The sequence below is a fragment of the Arenibacter sp. F20364 genome (genome assembly GCF_023015905.1).
Lineage (GTDB): Bacteria > Bacteroidota > Bacteroidia > Flavobacteriales > Flavobacteriaceae > Arenibacter.
The window spans coordinates 1-22,846 of record NZ_JALKBD010000019.1 but is presented as its reverse complement, the minus strand read 5'-3'; the positions used below and the strand labels follow the sequence as shown (position 1 = coordinate 22,846).

Below are 22,846 nucleotides of genomic sequence, written 5' to 3'. Positions count from 1 at the left end.
TTCCACAGTACATTCTCTATTAATCAGTTCTTTTTTGGGCAAACAGCCAATCCAAATATCCAGGGGTACTTTGAACCTTGTCCCAGATAAGATGACCGGCTGAAAATTCTGTGTACTTAGGGCTTCCATCGGCTTTCCTTATAGCTTTGATCATATTTTGTGTTAAATGTACCGGTACCGATTTATCCGTTTTACCATGAAATGCCCAGATAGGAACATGGGTCATTTTAGATGCCATTTTCGGATCCCCTCCTCCGCAAATAGGTATGGCCGCAGCAAATTTTTCCGGTTTTACTCCAATAAAATACCAAGCACCATAACCCCCGGTCGACATCCCTACTACGTAGCGCCGTTTATCATCAATATTGTATACTTTTTCCAGTTGGTTCATGGCCTCGAATACCAGGTCAGAAACTCCAGGATCATCTGAAATACCTCCGAAACCGTTGTTTGTAGGACTTTGGGGCAAAAAGATAAAAGCAGGATATTTTTCACGATTCTCAGCAGTAGACAATAGTTGGGCGGTGGTGGTGGCATCCAATTGGATCAGGTTGTCTGTTCCTACACCCCCGCCATTATGTAAATTGACTACTAGGGGATACTCCTTGTGGCTATCGTAATCTTTTGGTAACTGCAAGCGGTACAGGAGCGTATCATTTTGGGCGTTTACATAAATTTTGGCTTCAAAATCCCCAACCATTAGTTTAGATCTGGCAACTTTTCCCTTTTCCCAAGCATATTCAGAGGTAGCAACATTTAAAACAATTAAAACTGCAAATAGGGACACAATGCCAAGTGCGACACGTATCCCGGTCAATAAATAGGAGGGTTTTGCCTTAGCTTTGTTTTTCAGTAGATCCAACTCCTCTTTGAAGTTCAATATATAGAAGATCATGTTGAAATTGATCAGCGCTAATATCCACAGCAAAACTTTGCCTACTATAATTGAAACAGCCTCATCGTCAGTATTAAGAGCCCACAACTGTAGCACTAATAAAATGACCTCTAAAGAGAACCCGATAGCTCCTACCCAGAACAACCAACGTTTATGTCTTGTCTTGGACGTAAAAAGGCTTACCGAATAAATAATTCCAGAGCATAGGAGTATTACAAATGCCCAAGGAACCAATTTTTGCAAATCCCTGTCCGACAAGGCCAAATACGCGAATAGGGTAAAGGCCAATGATGTTACGGAAGAGATTAAAAAGGCTATAAAGGCAATCCTATAGTTTTTAATCCAAAAATACCAAAGCAGCACCAACATAACCGCAATGGTGACCATAGTGAGTAGAATAATCCACGGTTCATAATACGGGCTAAACAAATAAAAGCGATATCCGGCCAGGGCCTCTACAATAATCTGAACTAAAGAAAGTACTATAAATAGCCCAATCAGAAAGTTGGCGAAGTTGTATATGTTTTTGGAATCCAATTTAGTGCTCATTGAACTTACCTAAAGATTGATTAAAAGCTTGTACGACCGCTCAGGTCCTATTAGTTCCGGACCTTTCTATAGGAAAGGTGTCCGCCAGTCCTAAGATAGTTAATTCTATGGATTTCCTTTTGGAAAGCTGCACAGCCAATAATTATAAAGTATGTTCCCTAATCCCATCGCTGTCGCTCGCACTAGCGGAGGACTTATTAGCTCTCAAACCATATTATGTGAGTACAATTACTACAAACAAAGCAAGTCGCATTTTTATTCAGCCAATCAATATTGAGGAACGTGAATATTGAAGTATTCAATTGAATACGTTTATTGAAAAAATGGTCATTCCCACAAACACCACAGTTTAATTGTTTTCCTTTTACTTGGACGGAAAGAGGTTCTCTTGTTTTCTTGCTAAAAAAAGCCATGCTTTATAATTTAATTTAATTATAGATTTGTTAAAAATCAATTCTTAAAAATATATTATTTCATTGAAAATATTTAGGTTTTTCTTTTTTGGTTGCAGCCAACGGTTCGTGCAAGATACGTGTGAACGACAGTCCAAAGAAGTATGGACTGTCCAGCCCTAACGCACAGCTCTCGTTAGCTGGGAAAAATTAAGACCATAAAAAATTATAGCCATAAAAAAAGCAGTTCCTCAAAGAACTGCTTTTAAATAAGCTTAAAAAGAGTTGTGGATTATCCTTTTACCATGACCTTTTCTACAACAATAGATTTTATGCCATCTTTTTCCACCACTTTTCCGGTTACTTCTACCGTTTCAGCAGCGTTTGAAATGGCTTGTTTATAGGCATCGGCTGCGTTGTGGTCTTCCACCAAAAGATAAACCATTCCGTTTTCGCTGAGAATGCCGGCAGGTAATCCTTTATCCAAACAGGCTTGGGCGCATTTTTTGTGGCCTTGTCCCGTAGCTTCTTGCGTAACATAACAAGACATGTCCAAAACTTCTCCTTTTATAGTTTCACTGCTTTGGGCAAAAGCGTTGGATGAGAACATAAAAAGAAAAGCCGTCAATAATAATCCGAAATAAGGAGTTTTTGTATGTTTCATAGTTGATGGTTTTGTTAAACGGTTTACTTCTAAAATTACGATAAAAATGGCAGATATTTGTATGATTGTAAGGAAATTATGGGGCGATTGCTAGAATTGTTTTCAAAAAAATTTTAAAAAAATTCATTAGTTTAGTCCTGATGTAGAGGTATTTGTGGTCTTTTATTATTGAAAGTATTGCTTTTTTTGTACAAGAAATTATGAATCCTAGGTTAAAGATCGTCCTTGTATTACTTGTGGTATTCCTACTGCTCCAAATGCCTATATTTAATCCTGAAAAAAAATTATGTGGACGCCGATACCGTGGTGGATATCACGGATAAATATGAGGTACCCATGAATATCCAAATGGATCTGTATGTTGCCTGCTATGATTGCCATTCCAATTATACCGAAGACTATCCCTGGTATTACAATATACAACCTGTAAGTTGGTGGATGAACAGCCATATTAAGCAGGCCAAACAGGCTTTAAATTTTTCGGAATTCGCCAGGTATCCCCCAGATACTGCGGTAAAGAAATTTGAAGCCCTTCACTTGGTTATGAAAGAGCAGACCATGCCACTTAAATCTTACCTATGGTTGCATGAGGAAGCCAAAATGACCGACAAACAATACCAACAACTTGCCGACTGGGCAAAAGAAATGCAGCAAAAAGTGGAGCAAGAAATTGATTCCACCCAGAATTAATTGAACTGGCCCTGTTTTTTAAAAGGGTCATAATTTGTATGTTAAAAGCTAAGGACTTTTTAAAATGCTAGTTTTCTTTTATTTCTGCTAACTCAATATTTAGTTTTTGGTCTCCATAATTCACATAGTTCAACTTTACAAACCCATATTTTTCATGAAACCAATAGGTCACTTCAGATCGGCCAAGGTCAAAGGTTGATACGCCCTTAACTTTCCAACAATTTTCCAGTTCTCCGTAGTTTGATTGTATTGTTTCTATGGATAGTACCTCGAAGGTACTTCTTACATTCATGTGGGACCAATCCCCCCAACCTTCGTGCAATTTTTTATCATTGTCCGTCCATTTTTTTCCTACACTCAAAGGAAATTTAATTTGTGGAAATGGAGCTACCTCTGTGAAGTTATATTGGTTAGACCTGAATGGATGCATCCATATTTCTTCCACATTCTCTCTTATTCCTGTACTTACAGTTCGGCTCCATTTATTGTAAACAGCGCTCTTGTTGAGTTGATATAAATTAATACTATCAATAGACTCCTTGTCAAATTCATATTTAACCAGAATCTCGTCCTGTTTTTCCGGATTATGTTCCCATCTCTTCCCTGTGGACATTAATAAAATACGCTCCTGAGATAACAATTCATTGGATGCGCTATAGAATGCTGCATCAAAAGCGTAAATTCTACATGGTTTAAAGACTTCCCTTCTTTTTTCTATCCTTAGAACAGAATCTAATTGAGGTGTCATTTCTCCAATTATGCTTGCTCTATATTCGTACTTTGGCATGGGTTCTGGCGCGCACCTAAAATCATCACTTTTATTGTTGGTACAACTCCCAAGGAGAAAGACGATGCCAAAGAATAGGTTTAGTTTATATTTCATAGAGGGTAATAGTGCAAATGAAAGAAAGTACGAGCCTGCCTCGCCGTTAGGCACACCCAACGCTTGCACTAGCGGGGCACGAGCGTGACGCTCGCGCCAGCGAGGGGGTCCCTAATGGCATGTTTTCTTAGCTATTGTTGTGCTGCGTTATTTCATGTTTTAATTCACTATAATATTCTGCACATGCGAAAATGTATAAGGTAAAGCAATCTGTAATGGTTTTTGTCAATTCTGCCACCGTCCAGTCATTAGCACCGTGAGTATCATTATTACGATAGAAGTATACTGACTGAATTTGTTTGCCAAACTTAAAGGCTCGTGCTGTCCTAGCATCTTTATATCGCTCTCTAGTTGGGTCAAGTTTATTCAGTTTCTCAATAATATCTCCAAGCCCCTTTTTATGTGTCTTTATCCAGCTATAATCGGCTTGATTTACAATAAAAAGTACTTTTTTGAAGAGAGGGTCGGTACTTGTTAAAAATTGCTTGAGAAAATTGAGCTTATCTATGTTGTCGGTTGAGTCAAAGTAATACTTTTTCATGTTTCCAAGAATTCGCTCAGGAAGTGCTTTGAACTCAGACTCGTTAGTTTCTAACAATATGAATTCATAAAACAATTGGATGGTTTCTTGTAAAGAATTTGTGTAATTGGGAGAAGTGTGATCGCTGAAAGCTCCAACAATATCACGATTCAGTTTTACACTAACTTCCTTCCAATTGTATTGATCAATAGATATTTTGACGTTTGATTCTTGATTTCTCAAACTTATGGTCAGCTTGGACTGGTCGTCCTTGACGAAATATTCTTCTTGTTCAAATAATTTATAGAATGAGACTTTCGTATAATGCCTATCAAGTGGGCTTAGATCTTTAATAATCTTAGATGCTAATTCCTTATTTCCATCCTTATTGTCCAAGTATCTTATAAGCTGGGCTCTCTGTTCAGTTTTATATTCTGGTTCAGATGTGACTACTCGTTTTTTCCTTTTCACAAAGGCTAAGTCAGAATATTTTTGTTTCCATTCAGGCAGTATCCATTTATTGCCTTCAACTTTTAGGCAATCCCGGCCTGTAATAGCTCGGACTGACTTTTCTTTGATGTTGGGCCTTTCGCTTTTAATCAATCCATAGATTTCCTCATATGTTGATGGCTTGTTTAATCTGTGTAGCGCGTTCTTTATCAAATCTTCCAATCTTTCGGTATTGCCCTTCCATCCCTTTAATGTCCAAAAACCTGTCTTGGCCATAGAAACAAAACGAGAATCAGCAGCAATCGCCAAACTATGTCTGTCATAGATTTTTGATGTGCTAGTATGGGCAAGACGATGGTTGATCTCTGAGACAATATCATCGATGTACATTGGGTCACCATTTTCCAGTAAAATTCTGTACGCACGATCAGCCGCACTCGAAAGGTGTTCAAACTTTATTTGATAAAAGGTTTGATCATTAGATTCTAGTATTTCAATTTCGGGTAAAACATTAAGTGCATCCAGAATATTCGCGTTTTGCAGGGATCTATTCGACTTTTTTATCTCAATAATGGCTTGCATTTTGTTCTGTGGAATAATCTTCTTTTTAAGCATACGAATAGTTCTGTCTGCTGCCTTTATAAAACTGCCTCTATTGGATTCATCAACAACAATTAAATCTGCATTTGTGAAAATTGACTCAACCTTTCCACATTTTGAAAATTGCCATAAGTCGATTAAAAAATTAATAAGTGCGGAATGGCTTGATGCGTTTTCACATGCATAGTTGTCCTTGAAAGTTTCAACTAATTCGTTAAATGCAAACACCCTCTTAGAAGCGATATGCTTTTGAAGGTTTGAAAAAGCTTCAACCAACTCTGGGCGAATTTCACATCTAAGACTTGAGATGTAATTTCCGTAAAAAAGACTTCTAATCTCTTGTAATTGGTAATGTCTAATTTGTCTGATTCGCTCTTTCGAAAGCGGATAATAATGAGATAAATCATCCAAATCGAAAATGTCAGAACCCTTTAAGCCGTATAAATGATTAATAATACCTCGATGTTCATCCTTAGGAAGTAGATTCAAATAGTCAGTAAGGATTTCGGATATCAAATCCAAAATATTTGAAGTAGCGACTACTGTTTCATCCAAAGGCAATAGATGCGTCTTGGTATTCTGTAATTGCAGGTCAGTATAATGATCGACATTGTTAATAATGTCCAACTGAAATTGAGCAAGTTGATCTATTACAGCTCTTCCTATCCCTCGGTTTTGACTGAACTTATTCAAGTCAATTGAAACCACATCCTGAAGACTACGAATTTGGAATGTTTCAAATTTTTTCATCAAAATGGAAGGGACTTCTTCCTTAACATTTTCTAAGAGTATTTCAGATGCTTCCATTTAATTTTTTTAATGCAGGACAACGTACGGATATGGTAACTTATTACTATATACCCATTTTATGAAACTACAAGCCAACCATCTAGTACCTAAATACCTTCTAGTGTCCTATAATTCCTATAAATCCAATACAATTTTCGTGGGTGGGCAGCGGGGGGAGTACTACAACCAAGAGTTAGTTTCTAACCTTCTAAGTTAGCAAATATTGGTTTTGGTATTTGCTTAATCGATGAAGTACGGTTATATCCGACAAACGGGTGGAACGAGTTGAATGTTATAATGTTGAAAGTTTTAAAGTTCGCACCTTGGGTATACCAGATAAAAAAGGGGCTGGACATTGTGGTCGGGAAGTAGAGGAGGGCTCAACGTCCGGAGAATTTGCGTAGCGGGTATGTGACCCGTAGCTTTAGCTAATTAATACTTTGTTCAAGATAGTTTCGCATAAATGATGAGTTTCCCAAATATCCTCTATTGATTCAGGATTATAGCTTCTTTCTTCCAAAACATTAATCCAATCTTCAATCATATTTACAAATCCTCGTTTGTATAAAGTAGATTCCCAATCACCAAACTTCAACGTATTTTCTTCTTCTTTTGTAAAATGGGTACCAGAATTTAAATTATTGATTACCCATTTATTCCCCACTGAAAAAAAATCGATCTTTTCTTCAGTAATACCACTAATTCTATTCATTCCTCCAAGTAGTAGCGTTTCCCCTTGTTGCCATTGGACCTGAATATTTTCTAGCTTTTCGTCTTTAACTCTAGAAACAACATTTATATTCCGAATAGGCCCTTTACCTAAAAAACGAAGACTATCTATTACATGGATGAAATCATCAAAAATAAAAATTCGCGGATTGCCTGCGAGGTCAACCCTATTCTTTTGCCACGATATTTGAATAGGGTTCGGTACTTCTGATAATGTTTTTATTAGAGGAGCAAACCTTCTGTTAAATCCTAGATACAGGGGTAATTTATTTTTAGAGGCTATATCCAATATCCTTTCGGATTCTTCCTGTGAATAGCTCAAGGGCTTGTCTACAAAAACTGGAATTTTAGCTTCCAACAATTTTGGTATAATAAGTACATGACTTTCAGTTGAACTGTGAACCATTGCTGCATCTGGTTTTGAGAGTATTAGTTCATCCAAACTTGAGCAGGTTTTATGTATTCTATATTCATTGGAAAGTTTGTTTAAAGTATAATTATTTCTTGTACAAAGAATTGGATCTACTTTTGAATGATTTGCTAAAATTGGTAAATAGGCTTTTTGAGCAATCCTCCCTAATCCAATTAATGCGATTTTAATTTTGGGCTTATTTGACATATAATGAATCTAAGGAATTTAAATTGGATTATACATTAGCGGTGGTATTTGGTTTAATTATTTTGGATAAGGTATTCGAATATGAATCCTGGTAGTTAGCATGTTGTTCGACTATTTGGGCAAAAGAAAGTTGGACCGGGTCGGCACCGACCCTTTAACCGGACCCATCATAGTGGGCCATGGTAGCAAAAACAGGCTTGAAATTATGAACGTAAATAAATATATTTTCATAAATGTATTATTAATAGTTGCACGCTACCTAATTCCATTTCGCTTTGGACCAGGCAAGTTTGATTGTTTGGCAAAACCAATGCAAACGCAGTTACAGGTACATCCAAATATTCTATCTTTAGTAAAAGTAAACCAATAAATATTGAATTGTTCAAAGAGAAGATAATCTTCATCCGAGCCGTCTAAATATTTTATTTCGATAACTTATTGGTCATCAACTTGTTCACTATTAATTATTATATTTGGTTAGTAGCAGACTTACAAAGAAATGGCATATACCAAAAAGTTGAACCATAGTTATATCTATTCTGGCCTTAACCTATACAGAAAGATTAGGTCTGGAATAACAATGACACCCTAAATGGAACATAAGCTGAACGAATGAGGAATTTGGCTTTTGAGAGTTTGAGCTTATATGATATTGATCGTTGGAAAATCGGTTATGTAAAGACCAGGGTGGACCAAGAAAATTTACAATAAAGAGGCTGTTTCCGGTCAATGGAAATTGTTAGCCTATGGAGCGGTTGCTAATTTTAATTAAAACTGGGATTATTGCGGGCTTGTTCCCCGGTATAAAATGAATATTAATGTTATTACCCAGAATCTGGGCTATTTAAATTAAAAATTATGACTAAAAAAGGTATTGTTTCATTAGAAGGCTCAGACCGAAGATCCTTCATAAAAAAGGCGGGGGCAGCTACACTTTTCAGTGCAGCGACCCTAAACGCTGGTCTTGCAAATCCATTCCTTACGCAGAATAAAGTATTAAAGGTTGGCTTGATAGGTTGTGGTGGTAGAGGTACGGGTGCGGCCGCACAGGCACTAAGTGCAGACCCGGATACAGTGCTGCATGCCATGGCCGATATTTTTGAGGATAGATTGACCAGTTCTTTGGAATTGTTGAAGAAAGAACATGGGCAACGAGCAGATGTGAAGCAAGAAATGCAATTTGTTGGTTTTGACGCTTATCAGAAATTAATTGATTCCGGTGTAGATGTTGTGCTTTCGGCCGAGCCCCCGGGATTTAGGCCAAAACACTTTAGTGCGGCCATAGACGCTGGTAAACATGTGTTCTATGAAAAACCCGTTGCCGTGGATGCGCCTGGGATACGTAAAGTCTTGGGAGCTGCAAAAAGGGCCAAAGAAAAGAACCTTTCCATAGTTTCTGGCCTCTGTTTTAGATATGATTTACCAAAACAGGCCCTTTTTGGAAAAGTATTGGGTGGAGATATAGGCGAAATAAAATCCATTTCCTCAGTTAGAAATGGGGGTGAACTTTGGCATAAAGAACGCCAATCGGATTGGAACGATATGCAATATAAAATGCGCAACTGGTATTATTACAATTGGCTTAGCGGGGATTTTATTGTAGAAATGTTCGTACATAGTACAGACATGATTTCCTGGGCCATGGGAGAAAGAATGCCATTGAGTGCAACCGGGGTAGGTGGAAGGCAGTGGCGTACAGATAAAAAGTATGGGAATATTTATGACCACTTTGCAGTAGAATTTGATTATGGGGGTGGTTTAAAAGGAAATGTTTCCACAAGGCAACTCAGTGGAGGTTCGTCCAGAAACTCTGTAGAGGTCGCCGGTACAACAGGAAATGCATTTTATCAGGGAAATAGGCACGAGATTTGGGGCAAAAATGAATGGAAGTATGAAGGGGAGTCAAACGACATGTACCAAAGTGAGCACGACGGATTGTTCAAATCCATTCGTATGGGAAGTGCTATAAACGATGGGGAAATGGCCGCCAATAGTACCTTGATGGCTATAATGGCTAGGGATGCTGCTTATTCCGGACAAACGATCAGTTGGGAAGAGGCAATGAACTCCAACGTATCCCTTGGTCCCGAGAACGATGAGTACAGTTGGGATTTAAAATATGATGGTCCAGGAATAGCGGTTCCGGGCATCACCAAAATGGTCTAATTAAAGATTTAGCATTTTAGAGGTGAAGAGTCCTCAAAATTGCTATTTTTAGGGGAATACTTTATTCTGCTGTAACCTAAAACTACGTTCGGTAATCTGTTGAACAGCCATTTTATTTTGATAAATAATTGAACCATATAAACATGAAGAAAATTTCGATTAATAGAAAATTTGCCCTTTTATCAGTATTGTTAATTATAATGATTGCCTACCAGGCCGAGGCGCAGAACGAAGCATTTGAATTTGAATTTGGCGAGGAGGATACCTGGGAGAATTTGATTTCTGGGAAGTCGGGAGAAGCATCTACCATTAAATGGATCAATGTGAATACCGTTAAAGAGGGTTGGACCGTGGGTCCAGATGGGGTATTGGTAAACTTGGGCCATCCAATTGGGGTAGTAAGATCGGAGAAACAATATGAAAACTTTATTCTTCACGTAGAATGGCGACATATGGAAGCTGGGGGCAATTCTGGAATATTTGCATGGAGCGGTGCCGATCCAAAGGGGAAATCCCCATTGCCGGACGGTGTGGAAATCCAGATGTTGGAATTGGACTGGGTAAACATAAATGCAAAAGATGGTGTTCAGCAACCCATAGCCTATGTTCATGGGGAAGTTTGGGGTGTAGGGGGAGTAGTGACCCTACCAGATAATCCACGAGGGGAAAGAAGTAAGTCCGTAGAGAATAGATGTAAGGGAAAGGGAGAATGGAATACCTATGACGTAGTATGCGTAGATGGGGTCATTAAACTTTCTGTTAACGGCAAATTTGTGAATGGTATTTCTAAATCCACTCAAAAGAAAGGTTATTTCTGTCTAGAATCTGAAGGTGCGGAGATTCATTTCAGGAATCTAAAAGTAATAGAATTACCGCCAGGGGTAACTAGTGCTGAGCAGATAGCTCCTCTGCTTAATAAATAGTTGTGAACCCTATGGATGAGTAACAACAAGTCTGATTCTAAAAGGTGAGGTTTTCCGTTGTTTCCAAAGCATATTCAGTTTACCCCTTAAAATTCATTGCGTAAAATAATATAACCAACCAACCCACCTCCATGAATAACTCAGTAAGATTACGTTTATCCGTTCTAATGCTTTTGGAGTATTTTATATGGGGAGCGTGGTATGTTACCATGGGCACCTATCTGATGTCCTCATTGGAGGTAAATGCAACACAAGTGGGGGCGGCATATGCAAACCTTTCTATAGCAGCCATTATCTCTCCTTTTTTCGTTGGACTGGTTGCTGACCGATTTTTCTCCGCACAAAAGGTATTGGGAACATTACATTTAATGGGTGCTGCCACCTTATATTTTATAAGTACCGTGGAGCATTTTCAAATTTTTTGGTGGTTGATTTTGCTATACACATTGTTGTATATGCCTACGATGTCCTTGGTTAACTCCATTTCCTTTTCGCTAATGGAGGATCCCGATAAGGAATTTCCACGGATTAGGGTTTTAGGAACCTTGGGCTGGATAGCAGCGGGACTTTTAATAGGGTTTATGGAGTTGGAGACTTCATATATGACCTTTCGCATTGCGGCCTATTGTTCTTTGTTGCTTGGTATTTTAAGCTTCTTCCTGCCAAGTACCCCGCCTACCGGTAAAAGCGCAAGTATTTCTGCCATATTGGGACTGGATGCCTTGGTTTTATTTAAGAAAAGATCATTTGTTGTTTTTTTTGTCAGCTCTATTCTAGTTTGTATCCCATTGGCTTTTTATTACAACTTTGCCAATCCTTTTCTGAATGACGTAGGGATGGAAAATGCTGCCGCTAAAATGACTTTGGGGCAGGTTTCCGAACTTTTATTCATGTTATTGATGCCCCTTGCTTTTAGAAGGCTTGGAATTAAAAAAATGATGCTGATAGGTATTTTTGCTTGGGTAGTACGTTATCTTTTGTTTGCTTATGGGGATATAGGTCCAGGAATTTGGATGTTATATTTTGGAATTATATTACATGGTGTATGTTATGATTTCTTTTTTGTTTCCGGTCAGATCTATATTGATAAAAAGTCCAAGCCCTCCTTTCGAAATTCCGCCCAGGGGCTTATCACTTTTGCAACTTATGGGGTGGGAATGTTTATTGGCTCATTTGTCTCAGGAGCAGTAACCGATAATTTTCTCGTCAACATTAATGGCATATTGAGCTACCAATGGGAATCCATTTGGCTGGTTCCAGCAATAATTGCTTTATTGGTGGGTTTGTTATTCATGTTTTTCTTCAGGGAAAAACTTGTAGGAACTTTAAAAGTAGACAACAAGATGCCGCACATTTTGCCTAATACAGACAATAGGGGTCAAAAGGATTTGGTGGGCGATTTGGCCGATAGCGCTGATCCAAAAACAGAAAGTTAATTCCCTAAAATAAGTGCTGGTAAAATTTAACATTAATATTATGGTCAATAAAAGCAGTCCGGTGCTTGTTCTGGTAATGGGGTTTGGAAATATGGGCGCATCCCTTGGAACGGCTTATCACAATTTTAAAGCAGCTTTGAAAACTACTAACCCGAATACCAATTAAGACCAATATCAGATAGAAACTATAAAAATTAAACAGATGAAAAAACCGTGGATTGCCTTATTAGTACTATTAACGATTTCTTGTGTGGAAAAGAATGAATATTATACTTTGGACGATTTTGACAAGGTAGATAAAATTGATACCCACATTCATGTTTTTGCTGATCGGAACAGTTTTGTAAATCAAGCAAAAAAAGACAATTTTCGTTTGCTGAATATTATGGTCGACCTTTCAAAAGGCGAGGAACTTATTAAAGAACAATATGATTATTGTTTAGCTCAAAAGAAAGGGCATCCTGAGGATTATGAGTTCGCTACCTCCTTTTCCATAGAGGATTGGGATAACCCTGACTTCACAAAGAATACCATTGCCTGGTTGGACAAGAGTTTTGAAGAAGGGGCCATAGCTGTAAAGGTTTGGAAGAACATTGGCATGGTTTTTCGTGATAAGGATAACGAGCTAATAATGGTCGACAATCCCAAGCTGGATACGATATTCGATTATTTGGCCAGTAAAAAGATCCCATTGGTAGGTCATTTGGGAGAACCAAAAAACTGTTGGCTTCCGCTAGATGAAATGACAACCAATAACGATCGAAAATATTTTTCGGAACATCCGCAATACCATATGTACCAACATCCGGAACTACCTTCTTATGAAGAACAGATCGCCGCTCGGGATCGTATGCTGGAAAAACACCCCGATCTTGTGTTTATTGGGGCACACATGGGGAGTCTAGAGTGGAGCGTGGATGAATTGGCGAAAAGGTTGGACAAGTTTCCCAATATGTCCATAGACCTCGCTGCCAGAATGGGGCAAGTTTTTTATCAAACTGTAGAAAATAGGGAAAAGGTACGTGCCTTTTTTATTAAGTACCAAGATCGGCTCCTCTATGCAACCGATTTGTCCGATGATGGCGAGAAAAATGTCGGAGAAATGCAGAAGGATATGCATAAAATGTGGCTTACGGATTGGCGATTTTTCGTTACCGATGAGCTTATGGCCAGTGATCTGGTAAATGAAGAGTTTAGGGGATTAAAACTTCCTAAGGAGGCAGTGGATAAAATTTATTTCCAAAACGCAAAAAAATGGCTTAAGATGTTTCCAACAAATGGAATTTGATATTTTGAACAGTTCGGTGAACCACTTAAAAAGAAGAAAATTTCTAATATCATCGATTCTATCAAAATTTTCTGTGGTAGGCAGCGGAGGGAGTGCTACAACCAGGAGTTTGTTTCTCTCTTTCTAAAGTAGGAAGTATTGGTTTTGGAATCTGCTTAATCAACAAAATACAGGTTATCCGACAAACGGGAGGGGGAGTTATAATGTTCAAGGTCCAAGGTTCAAAGAAGTTAGTTTGAATTTTATAAAGTTGAAAGTTTTAACGTTCGCACCTTGGGCATATCAGATGAAATAGGGGTCAGACATTGAGGTAGGGTAGTAGAGCAGTGCTCAAAGTCGGGAGACTTTGAGTAGCGGGGTACTATTTTTTTGGCCACTTGCCCATGCCGCCCCAAATTAACTTTCAATTTAATATCTTTAAAAATTAAGCCTGTGAAGGGGCTATAAGTTTAAATGATAAAACACGGCCTTAACGCGTTTAAGAGATTATTAATCTATGTCTTACGATATACTTAAACAAAACTTAAAGAAACATGTAGATCTGTCCACTGCAGATCTAGACCTTATTTGTAGCTACTTTAAACCTGCTGGTTTAAGGAAAAAGGAATTTTTATTGACCCAAGGCAGTATCTGTAAAATGGAGGGCTTTGTATTGGACGGCTGTTTTAGAGTTTTCACCTTCGATAAAAAGGGAAATGAGAACACCCTATATTTTGCCGCCAAAGATTGGTGGCTCATGGATATTGATAGTTTTATGAATCAGACCCCTTCTGACCTGAACATACAGGCCTTGGAAGACAGCAAGGTTCTTTTAATTGATAGGCAGGATAAAATGGCGCTCTATGAATCGCTTCCCATAGTGGAAAAACTCTTTCGGATAATATTTCAAAAGGGACTGGTTTCGTGGCAAAGACGGCTGGTGCGCAATCATAGCTTTACTTCAAAAGAACGATATTTCCATTTTATACAGACCTATCCGGACATCTCCTCCAAACTTATGGATAAACAAATTGCCAGCTATCTGGGGATAAGTCACGAGTTTTTAAGCAAGATCAAAAAAAATATAAAATAATATTCCCCAGTTGAACTTGTTCAACTTTTTTGCCATCTTCATTCGGGATATTTGCATTGCATAAAATGTAAATAACGATGAAAAATAAAATTCCATTATCAAAAAGTATTACCTTTTTAGTTCTATTAATTCTACTAAGTACAGGGGCAGTTCTTGGGCAATCCGTAACCGACATACCACACGAGGATGCCTTAAAGGCCGTATTGGCCGCTAAGAAAAAAGCGGAACAAATGGATGTGCTGGTAAATATTGCAGTGGTCGATGCAGGAGCTAACCTAAAGGCTTTTGTCCGTATGGATGGTTCCTATTTGGGAAGCATAGACGTAGCGATCAAAAAAGCGAAAACATCGCGCTATTTTGACATCAATACGGGCGATCTGGGCAAGCTTACCCAACCCGGGGGAATTATCTATAATATTGAACTTTCCAATGACGGACTCGTTACCTTTCCAGGGGGAGTTCCCATAAAAAACGAAGCTGGAAAAATCATTGGTGCCATTGGGGTTAGCGGCGGTACTATAGAGCAAGATCACGACATTGCCATTGTTGGAGCAATGGCCATCTTGGATTAAACAATCTAATACATTATAAAAAAGCTTAATATCATGAACATCATAAAAATATCCGTCGTTTTCATTGCACTACTGTTGTTCCAAATTAGTTGGTCGCAAAGCTCAGATGACGTAATGCCTTATTTGCAGGATTTTAAGAGCGTATCCGCCAATAATACGGTTACCATAACCAGTTATGAAAAAGACGGCTCCCATTACGTGTATGCAGGCGGCTTTGGAGGGATTGATATCTTCAGCCTAGACAAAGAAGGCAAACTAACGTCCATAGGTACCCAAGAGCTCTATAAGCAAGAGGGACCGGCCAGGGGAATGGTTGCCGGCAGTATTGAGGGTACGGACTTTTTATTTGTAGCCAATAAATACGGTAACGCCATAGAGACATTTAAGATCTTGGATAATGGAACCCTGGAACAGGTTTCCCTAACCATGGATACCGATGAAACCCACCTTGGTATTGCCATTACCCTACAACTAGTTCATATGCAACAGGCGTCCTATCTCTTTATTGGAGGCCTGGAAGAAACACCCGGCCTAAGTAGTTTTAAAATTCTGCCCGATGGAAAACTGACCCATGTACAATCCATGGCCGATAATGACAAGATTTACACGGACGGTATCATTGGGATGTATACCCATAAAATTAAAGGAAGAACATTCTTATATACCGGAGGATTTCAGGACAATGGTGTAAGTAGTTTTAGAGTGTATGAAAACGGTTCCTTCAAAAATATCAACCATATTGGGGACAATACCACCGATAGGTATTTGACCGGAGCCTACCCGGTGACCGGAGTAAATTTGGGAGAGAATTATTATGTAATTGTAGGTCATAGACACCATAAGTATTATGAGAGAAATGGTTTTATTAAAAATACGGACTTTGTATACCACGGTGATGGGGTAAGTGTTTTTAAAATAAACAGAAAAGGAGCTTTGGTACCGCATTTTGTTTTAAAAGATGACGAAAACACCAAGTTGCAAGGGCAAACAAGAATTGAAATTGTTTCTGTAACAGACAAGGAAGCTGTATTGGCAGTGGGTACCAGGGACGATGCCAGTATTCAACTTATCAAATTGGACGAAAACGGAACGCTGAAACCCTTAAATTATTTGGAAACCGGGTTCTCCATTTACTACGGTCTAAGATCCCATCAAATAGAGGATGTAAACCTGCTTATTGCGGGCTCCAATAGGTTCGATTTAAAGAAGGTGGCCACCTACAAGGTTTTGCCCAAAATACATAGGGGCGAAAAAGTATTAAGGCATATCGTAAACCTAAAGTATAAGGAGGAAGCCACCAAAGTGCAAATTGATGAAGCCGTTAGCGTTTTTGAAAATCTTAAAAACGAAATCCCAGAAATTGAGAAAATAGAGTGGGGGGTCAACGATAGTAAGGAAGGGGCCAGCAAAGGTCTGACCCATACTTTTACCCTAACCTTCAAGGACGACCACGCCAGGGAAATTTACCTTTTTCACGAGGCACATATAGCCTTGGTAAATAAAATAGGCCCCATAATAGCTGATGTTTTGGTGATGGATTATTGGACGGAAGAGTAGTAGTACAAAAAAACAGTCAATTCATTTCCAGTGAACCGCAGCGAGAATTTGAACAGGAACCTATTAAAAGATTAAAAATGAAAAGTTTACGAAATAAAAAGGCCATTATAACCGGAGGCGGTAGAGGGTTGGGAAAAGCAACTGCCCTGGCATTTGCCAAAGAGGGCATAGATTTGGCCATTACGGGTAGGAATGAAAAAGTACTAAAGGAAACCGTTGCCGAATTGGAAACCTTTGGTGTTAAGGCCATCTATTCGGTATTTGATGTAGGTAATTATGAGGAAGTGCAAAAGAGTATCAAAAACATAATAAAGACCTTGGGGACCGTTGATATTTTGGTCAACAATGCGGGAATGGCGGCCATAGGCTCGTTCAATGAAATGGAAGTGGGTACGTGGAGTAAAATTATCCAGACCAATCTGATGGGGATGTATTATGTTACCAAAGAAGTTTTGCCACATCTAATAGCTAAGAATGAAGGGGACATAATTAATCTCTCTTCTACGGCAGGTTTAAACGGAAATGCGAACGTATCGGCCTATTCGGCATCAAAATTCGCTGTTATAGGCATGTCCGAATCGCTTATGAAGGAAGTCCGCAAAAACAATGTTAGGGTAATCACCCTAACGCCGAGTACCATAGAATCTGAAATGACCATAGAACTGGGCATGTTAAGCAAAGGCTCAGAAAATGTATTGCAACCGGAAGATTTTGCGGAATTGATCCTAGCCGGTCTAAAACTTCCAAGAAGGGCAATGCTCAAAAGTGCCGCCTTATGGACTACCAATCCGTAAATAGAAATGAAAGCGGTCCGGACAGCGCGAATGTGGAAAGTGCATGGATGTATTGAAATATTAAAGGCGCCTAGATTTTTTTGGATACTTTTTTAACAGGCTCGTATATCGTTTATAAGTGGTATTTATGAATACTGGGCATTTCATTGAAGGAAAAAAATAATGACTTCAATAGTCAGATAAACCTTTTTTATTTGCGTTAGTGACCGCGGCGGCATCCCCGCAGCAAGGCAAGGGATATAGCCAAGGGCACGACCGACGAAGGAGGGAACGCCCAAAGAATTAAGCCGGACAATACATCTTACTTGTGCCAGCAAGGGGGCTAGCAAGGGGCTTAAAAAATTAAGACTTTATTTGGGCTTAGCTGGGTGGCTCCATTTTATTTAAATATGCCATCAAATCCAATACTTCCTCCGTACTAAGGTTGTTCAAGAGCCCTTCCGGCATCATGGATTTTTCGGAAACGTCCCTTGTCCTTATCTGGGATTTGTTAATAATAATCGGGTCTTGACCCACTATTCGTAGAGTTACGCTTCTGTTGTTTTCAGCAATGACATTTCCGCTATAGCTACGGCCGTCCTGAGTGGTTATGACCACCAGTTTATAGTCTTCCTGTACATCTCCACTTGGGTTTAATATGTTGCTTAACAAATAGGTGATATTGGTTCTGTTGGAGCCAGTAAGTTCGGGGCCAATTTTACCACCCTCCCCGTGCAGAATGTGGCATGTGGCGCAGGTATGTTTAAATATTTCCTTGCCTTTAAGTGGGCTTGCCGTGCTTAGGGCATCGTCCGTCAATATTCCTTGGTATTTTTTGTACTCTACTTGTAAGGTCTGGGATATATCATCAATAGGCCCCCAAATTTCCACAAAACCATTTCCCAGAACAGCCCTCAACTGAAGTACTACGTGGGCGGGAATGTCCGATTTGGGTATGATACCCTTTTTTAGGGCATCCCCTAAAATTTGACCATATATGGGTCTTGAAGCCATCGTCATTATAGCTTCTTCCTTTTCTTTCCTTGTTAGATCTGCATATAGGTTGAACAAAACCTTGCCCAATTCCTTACTGTCGTAGGCTGCTATGGCCTTAATGGCCTGCAGTCGCAAATGAGGGTCTTCCAATAGTTTTGGTAGCTCATTTTGTAAAGCTGGATTTTGTTGCGCTGCCAAGCCCTGGATTCCCTTTCTTTTATCTTCCAGTTCTGCCTTCTGATCTTTTATAATGGCCAACATTTTTTTAGATGCTTCCGCATTCCCAAATTTATGAGCTATTGCATCCGCCATGGAGGATAAACCGGAATCCTCTTTTAACAATGTATATACCTTGGCCCAATTGATGGGCTCTTTTACATCAATATTCCCTTCCAAGCCGGCCAGCATACCTTGCAATAGATCCGATTGGACTTCTGATTTTTGCCCTACTGCAACGGTCAATTTTTCCAATTGGTTCCCATCCACTAGTCGCCTCCCAATTTTTTGAGCAATAGACGGAATTCTACTTTCCATGGCTAGCATCAATGCTTTCTCTGGCTGCTTCGCGACCATTGGCTCTATACCGAACCATAGCATCAGTGGGATGTTGGGATCGTTTATATCTTCATGGAGACGGACCAAAGATTCAGCAATGGCCCAACGGTCAATTTCAGCGATTCGTTGAAGTGCCGCTGCAAGATAACGGCGAACCACGGCGGAGGATTCATTTTTAGCCATAGCGGTCAACTTATGGATTGCTTTTTGCGACGGCTGCCCATCTTCGACCAGGAACTGGATGGCCCAGCCCCTTACATATTGGTCTCTGTCATCCAGGAGTTGGGTAAGTCTGTCGACGTTGATGCCGTTTGTTATTTGAAGGGTCCATAGGGCACGTAGTCGGATATCCTCGTTTTTGTGCTGAGCCAATATATCCTTCAGGCGGGAAATTGCTGCACTGTCCAGGGATTTCCTAGAGGCTCTGTGTTGTAAAATGACCCGTGCTCGTTGTGCATGCCAATTACTTTTGCTCAATTGCAATTCCACTAGTTCTCGATCACTTTTTTTACTGAGGTCATCAAATCTTCCGGGCCAGTCAACTGCTTGTGACACTGCAGGCATAATTCTATATACCCTGCCCGTATCTTTATTTATCACGGCATCCCCACATATTTCCGCATCATGCCAATCCAAGACATAAAGGTCGCCTGCTGGTCCCACTTCCATGCTAAAGCCTACCCATTGTGCATTGTTTGCCATCATAAAATCTTCCCCGTGACTGGCCGTAAAACCTGAGCCGATAGGTGTTAGGATATCCGAGAGCACGGCATGTTCATGAATATTGGCCATGAATAGTCGCCCTTGTTGATCTGCAGGAAAGGCATCTGATTGGTAAATCCTTGCCCCACCGTGTGCCGAGCGATGGCGGTGGTCCACTATAGTTTTAATATCTTCATAGACATATGGATTGAAGTGTTGGCCGCCCTGCCTGTGATATATACCACCTTGGATGATGTGGAACATATGGGGGATAACACAGGCAGTAATAAACAACTGTCCCTTGGCATCATAATCGATGCCCCAAGGGTTACTAAAGCCGTGTGCAACTACCTCAAACCTATCCTTTATGGGATGATAACGCCAGACTCCGCCGTTGATATCTACTCCTTCAGCTTCCAATAGGTCGTTTGGAAAAGCATCCCTATGCTTATAGATACGTCCCGCTCCTTTGGGCTTTCTTATTTTGGAAGGGGTTGCAAATCCCTCTAGGCCATACAGCCAACCATCCGGACCCCAGTGGAAACTGTTGATGGTCTCATGCCGGTCACGAATGCCCCAGCCCGTCAACAATACTTTTGTGTCCTTTTCATCTGCCTTATCGTCCGCATTTCTATCCGGTACGAAAAGTAGATTTGGTGGTGCGCCTATAAATACCCCACCATGACCGACCGCAATGGCCGATGGGAATGGAATGCCTTCCAAAAATACTTTTTTACTGTCCGCAACACCGTCACGATCGGTATCTTCCAATATCAAAATACGGCTATCCCCTGAACTGGAAAATCCCTCGGATCGGGACTCATAGTCCCTGTTTTCGGCAATCCACATTCTTCCTTTGTCGTCCCAACAAAACGCCATGGGCTGCGTAATCATTGGTTCGGAGGCAAAGCTGTTCACCGTATAGCCAGGTTTGATCGCCATTGCTTCCACAGCTTCTTTGGGGCTTAAAAGCTTGGCATCGCGTCCTTCCTGCTTTGCAATGCCCCAAAGCGATGCCGTATTGTACATGCCCTTATCACCGACATAGTCCCCCCAAAGATCATCCAACACCATATCATCCAATTCACCGCTATAAGCGACTATTTGGTGTTGGAAAATTTTTGTTTCCCCTTTTTTAATGTGCCAATCGCCCAATCGGGCGGGGACCGGGCCTACGCCCAATTGCCCGTCTACTCTCCATGGTTGCGGATAATCCTTATTATCTTTATGATCAAAAATTGCAATATGGCCCCAGTGGTCAAGGCCTTTAATTTCCATGCCAACATCTACCCACATGGCTCGTTGCCCATCCGCTTTTTCGTTCTTTTGTCGGGCGGCATTAATTACTTCACCCTTATTACCTTGTTTCCATGGCATTCTTAAAAAGAGTCCTCCATAATCGAATTGATTGATAGTTAGATCGATAAGTGCTTCCCCTTGCCATTCCAATGTCAATAAATATTTATTGTCCTTTTCTGTAAAGGTCCAGGTCTGTGTTTCTTTTAGGATAGGAGCTTTAGATTCATCCAACATATGGTAAACTGTGGTCCATTTCAACTCTTGTCCTTCGGCGATTAGAACTTCTGCTGCTTCTCTTTGCCAGTAGCCCCCATCAGGATGGTGAAAATAATCGCGGCCAATTTTTTTTTGGATATGTATTGGTTTGTCAGGATTGTAAAACCATTCTTTTAATTCCTCAGGTTCGGCTCCAGTACCGTTTATGCGGGTAAATCCCCAATAAAGACCGGTCTGGTGTTTATGATGTCCCGGGCTGTATTCTGTAAGTTCTGTATTGGAGCCAGGGGCCAAAATGGGATGGATATAGGGACGAAAATTGGGTTTTGTGTTCTGTGTTACCACTGCAGCATTTCCACCGTCCGGAACAATACGTATTTCATTATCGGTCTGTTCAATGTGAAAACTGGATTGTTTTACATCGGCTGGAGCTACATCTTTTTCCTTCTTAGGCTTGCATGCCAGGAGACATATAATTCCTATCAGTACTATTAAGATTCTTGGCATAGTTTTCTTTTTATGTAATGGTTGGTTTTAAAAGGGTCATGCAATTATCCAATTGGATCTTCAAGATATTCAATTTAAGTGGATTAACTAAAATTAGTAAATGAGTATTGTCCTGTTTATTTTTATAAACCTAGGATTGTTACTGCAATATTTTTGTTGTGGATTAATCTATTAACTGGGAAGTACGGATTACTGCAAATTGTGCTATCATCAATTTAGAAAGTTGACACTCTGAAAAAATTATGTGATTGTAATAGATGCGGAAATCGAAGGCATAAAAAAACGGATTGGCAGTAAGCAATCCGTTGATTTTTATAATCTTAAGTTTTGCAGCGAGAACAACAGTTGAACTCCTGATCCCAGGGTTATATTGTTGAAAAAAATGCTAATTGCCCTCTAATATGTTCTTAATATTATTTTATAAAAACGTTTATGGAATCGTTTACTCGATAATCGAGATTTAAATGCTCCGACGCTTGCTTGCCTGTTCCATTCAGGCGGGCCTGCCCGATCCATTCAGGCGGGCGTCGAAATCAAAATTGAATTTCCTTTTAATGCCTTGTGGGCTTGCCCAGAGTTAGTTTACTGTATTAGCACTAAAATTTAATCAAAATAAACTGTATTTATTAATATTCCCATTCCGTATCAATAATTGATATGGTAGATTAGGGAGGTAGCAAAAAAATCTATATCCTTTTGTTAAAAATACATCAAAGTTAATTGTATGCTAGCCAATTTTTGAGTATCTTCAAACTCCTAGAATTCATTGCCCCAATAGAATATTTTTTATTGAATTGTAGTTTAATAACCTATCTAACCAAACGTGCAATGAAAAAAATATTATCTACCTTAATTATCATAATTCCACTCTTCTTGTTTGTAATTGGTTCTTGCTCCAAAAAAGATGATATTACCGTTTATGACTTTACAGGAGATGTATTACCTGTAGAAGGAGGAACTATTAGCCCTAAGCAAGGGACATTTGAGTCGGGAGAAAAGGTGAC

Annotated in this window: 16 protein-coding genes; 10 read left to right on the top strand and 6 right to left on the bottom strand. The window is 39.6% G+C overall.

Annotation, left to right across the window (positions count from 1 at the left end; all coding sequences use genetic code 11):
- Positions 1-19: 19 nt before the first annotated feature.
- Together MWU84_RS15600 and MWU84_RS15595 are read right to left on the bottom strand one after the other, a co-directional pair.
- Positions 20-1,444 carry a dienelactone hydrolase family protein gene (locus MWU84_RS15600; protein ID WP_246903159.1) on the bottom strand — a complete coding sequence of 475 codons (1,425 nt, stop codon included), beginning with the start codon at positions 1,442-1,444 and terminating at the stop codon, positions 20-22.
- 684 nt (positions 1,445-2,128) lie between these two features.
- Positions 2,129-2,500 carry a DUF3316 domain-containing protein gene (locus tag MWU84_RS15595; RefSeq protein WP_246903157.1) on the bottom strand — a complete coding sequence of 124 codons (372 nt, stop codon included), beginning with the start codon at positions 2,498-2,500 and terminating at the stop codon, positions 2,129-2,131.
- 225 nt (positions 2,501-2,725) lie between these two features.
- Between MWU84_RS15595 and MWU84_RS15590 the strand changes: the two genes are divergently transcribed.
- Positions 2,726-3,190 carry a heme-binding domain-containing protein gene (locus MWU84_RS15590; RefSeq protein ID WP_348647877.1) on the top strand — a complete coding sequence of 155 codons (465 nt, stop codon included), beginning with the start codon at positions 2,726-2,728 and terminating at the stop codon, positions 3,188-3,190.
- 67 nt (positions 3,191-3,257) lie between these two features.
- Here the strand turns inward: MWU84_RS15590 and MWU84_RS15585 are convergent, their stop codons facing one another.
- The 3 genes from MWU84_RS15585 to MWU84_RS15575 form a co-directional block, all read right to left on the bottom strand.
- The gene (locus MWU84_RS15585; protein WP_246903153.1) at positions 3,258-4,073 is read right to left on the bottom strand and encodes a hypothetical protein; all 816 of its coding nucleotides are present in this window, start codon (positions 4,071-4,073) and stop codon (positions 3,258-3,260) included.
- A 127-nt stretch (positions 4,074-4,200) separates the two neighbouring features.
- Positions 4,201-6,450 carry a hypothetical protein gene (locus MWU84_RS15580; RefSeq protein WP_246903152.1) on the bottom strand — a complete coding sequence of 750 codons (2,250 nt, stop codon included), beginning with the start codon at positions 6,448-6,450 and terminating at the stop codon, positions 4,201-4,203.
- A gap of 406 nt (positions 6,451-6,856) precedes the next feature.
- The gene (locus tag MWU84_RS15575) at positions 6,857-7,780 is read right to left on the bottom strand and encodes a Gfo/Idh/MocA family oxidoreductase (protein ID WP_246903150.1); all 924 of its coding nucleotides are present in this window, start codon (positions 7,778-7,780) and stop codon (positions 6,857-6,859) included.
- Positions 7,781-8,638: 858 nt separating this feature from the next.
- Between MWU84_RS15575 and MWU84_RS15570 the strand changes: the two genes are divergently transcribed.
- The 9 genes from MWU84_RS15570 (at position 8,639) to MWU84_RS15535 (ending at position 17,588) form a co-directional block, all read left to right on the top strand.
- Positions 8,639-9,946, top strand: coding sequence for a Gfo/Idh/MocA family oxidoreductase (locus MWU84_RS15570; RefSeq protein WP_246903147.1), 1,308 nt, complete (start codon positions 8,639-8,641; stop codon positions 9,944-9,946).
- A gap of 143 nt (positions 9,947-10,089) precedes the next feature.
- On the top strand, positions 10,090-10,869 hold the full coding sequence (locus tag MWU84_RS15565; protein WP_246903145.1) for a DUF1080 domain-containing protein: 780 nt from the start codon (positions 10,090-10,092) through the stop codon (positions 10,867-10,869).
- Between the two features lie 131 nt (positions 10,870-11,000).
- Complete coding sequence (locus MWU84_RS15560) at positions 11,001-12,305, top strand: nucleoside permease (protein WP_246903143.1); 1,305 nt, start codon at positions 11,001-11,003, stop codon at positions 12,303-12,305.
- 40 nt (positions 12,306-12,345) lie between these two features.
- Positions 12,346-12,471 (top strand): hypothetical protein, encoded by a 126-nt coding sequence (locus MWU84_RS24330; protein ID WP_281502568.1) that lies wholly within the window; start codon positions 12,346-12,348, stop codon positions 12,469-12,471.
- A 36-nt stretch (positions 12,472-12,507) separates the two neighbouring features.
- Positions 12,508-13,593 (top strand): amidohydrolase family protein, encoded by a 1,086-nt coding sequence (locus tag MWU84_RS15555; RefSeq protein WP_246903140.1) that lies wholly within the window; start codon positions 12,508-12,510, stop codon positions 13,591-13,593.
- Positions 13,594-14,089: 496 nt separating this feature from the next.
- Entirely contained in the window at positions 14,090-14,665 is a 576-nt protein-coding gene (locus tag MWU84_RS15550) for a Crp/Fnr family transcriptional regulator (protein WP_246903138.1), read from the top strand.
- 77 nt (positions 14,666-14,742) lie between these two features.
- Complete coding sequence (locus MWU84_RS15545; protein ID WP_246903136.1) at positions 14,743-15,237, top strand: heme-binding protein; 495 nt, start codon at positions 14,743-14,745, stop codon at positions 15,235-15,237.
- 33 nt (positions 15,238-15,270) lie between these two features.
- Positions 15,271-16,794 (top strand): Dabb family protein, encoded by a 1,524-nt coding sequence (locus MWU84_RS15540; protein ID WP_246903134.1) that lies wholly within the window; start codon positions 15,271-15,273, stop codon positions 16,792-16,794.
- A gap of 77 nt (positions 16,795-16,871) precedes the next feature.
- On the top strand, positions 16,872-17,588 hold the full coding sequence (locus tag MWU84_RS15535) for a 3-ketoacyl-ACP reductase (protein ID WP_246903132.1): 717 nt from the start codon (positions 16,872-16,874) through the stop codon (positions 17,586-17,588).
- 360 nt (positions 17,589-17,948) lie between these two features.
- Here the strand turns inward: MWU84_RS15535 and MWU84_RS15530 are convergent, their stop codons facing one another.
- A complete protein-coding gene (locus MWU84_RS15530) occupies positions 17,949-21,842 on the bottom strand; it encodes a PVC-type heme-binding CxxCH protein (protein WP_246903130.1) in 3,894 nt (1,297 codons plus the stop codon).
- Positions 21,843-22,846 lie beyond the last annotated feature (1,004 nt).

Coding starts and splice junctions, on each gene's coding strand:
- MWU84_RS15545 (WP_246903136.1), top strand. CDS start 14,743: ATGAAAAATAAAATTCCATTATCAAAAAGTATTACCTTTTTAGTTCTA.
- MWU84_RS15530 (WP_246903130.1), bottom strand. CDS start 21,842: ATGCCAAGAATCTTAATAGTACTGATAGGAATTATATGTCTCCTGGCA.
- MWU84_RS24330 (WP_281502568.1), top strand. CDS start 12,346: ATGGTCAATAAAAGCAGTCCGGTGCTTGTTCTGGTAATGGGGTTTGGA.
- MWU84_RS15560 (WP_246903143.1), top strand. CDS start 11,001: ATGAATAACTCAGTAAGATTACGTTTATCCGTTCTAATGCTTTTGGAG.
- MWU84_RS15580 (WP_246903152.1), bottom strand. CDS start 6,450: ATGGAAGCATCTGAAATACTCTTAGAAAATGTTAAGGAAGAAGTCCCT.
- MWU84_RS15570 (WP_246903147.1), top strand. CDS start 8,639: ATGACTAAAAAAGGTATTGTTTCATTAGAAGGCTCAGACCGAAGATCC.
- MWU84_RS15550 (WP_246903138.1), top strand. CDS start 14,090: ATGTCTTACGATATACTTAAACAAAACTTAAAGAAACATGTAGATCTG.
- MWU84_RS15535 (WP_246903132.1), top strand. CDS start 16,872: ATGAAAAGTTTACGAAATAAAAAGGCCATTATAACCGGAGGCGGTAGA.
- MWU84_RS15555 (WP_246903140.1), top strand. CDS start 12,508: ATGAAAAAACCGTGGATTGCCTTATTAGTACTATTAACGATTTCTTGT.
- MWU84_RS15565 (WP_246903145.1), top strand. CDS start 10,090: ATGAAGAAAATTTCGATTAATAGAAAATTTGCCCTTTTATCAGTATTG.
- MWU84_RS15540 (WP_246903134.1), top strand. CDS start 15,271: ATGAACATCATAAAAATATCCGTCGTTTTCATTGCACTACTGTTGTTC.
- MWU84_RS15585 (WP_246903153.1), bottom strand. CDS start 4,073: ATGAAATATAAACTAAACCTATTCTTTGGCATCGTCTTTCTCCTTGGG.
- MWU84_RS15575 (WP_246903150.1), bottom strand. CDS start 7,780: ATGTCAAATAAGCCCAAAATTAAAATCGCATTAATTGGATTAGGGAGG.
- MWU84_RS15600 (WP_246903159.1), bottom strand. CDS start 1,444: ATGAGCACTAAATTGGATTCCAAAAACATATACAACTTCGCCAACTTT.
- MWU84_RS15595 (WP_246903157.1), bottom strand. CDS start 2,500: ATGAAACATACAAAAACTCCTTATTTCGGATTATTATTGACGGCTTTT.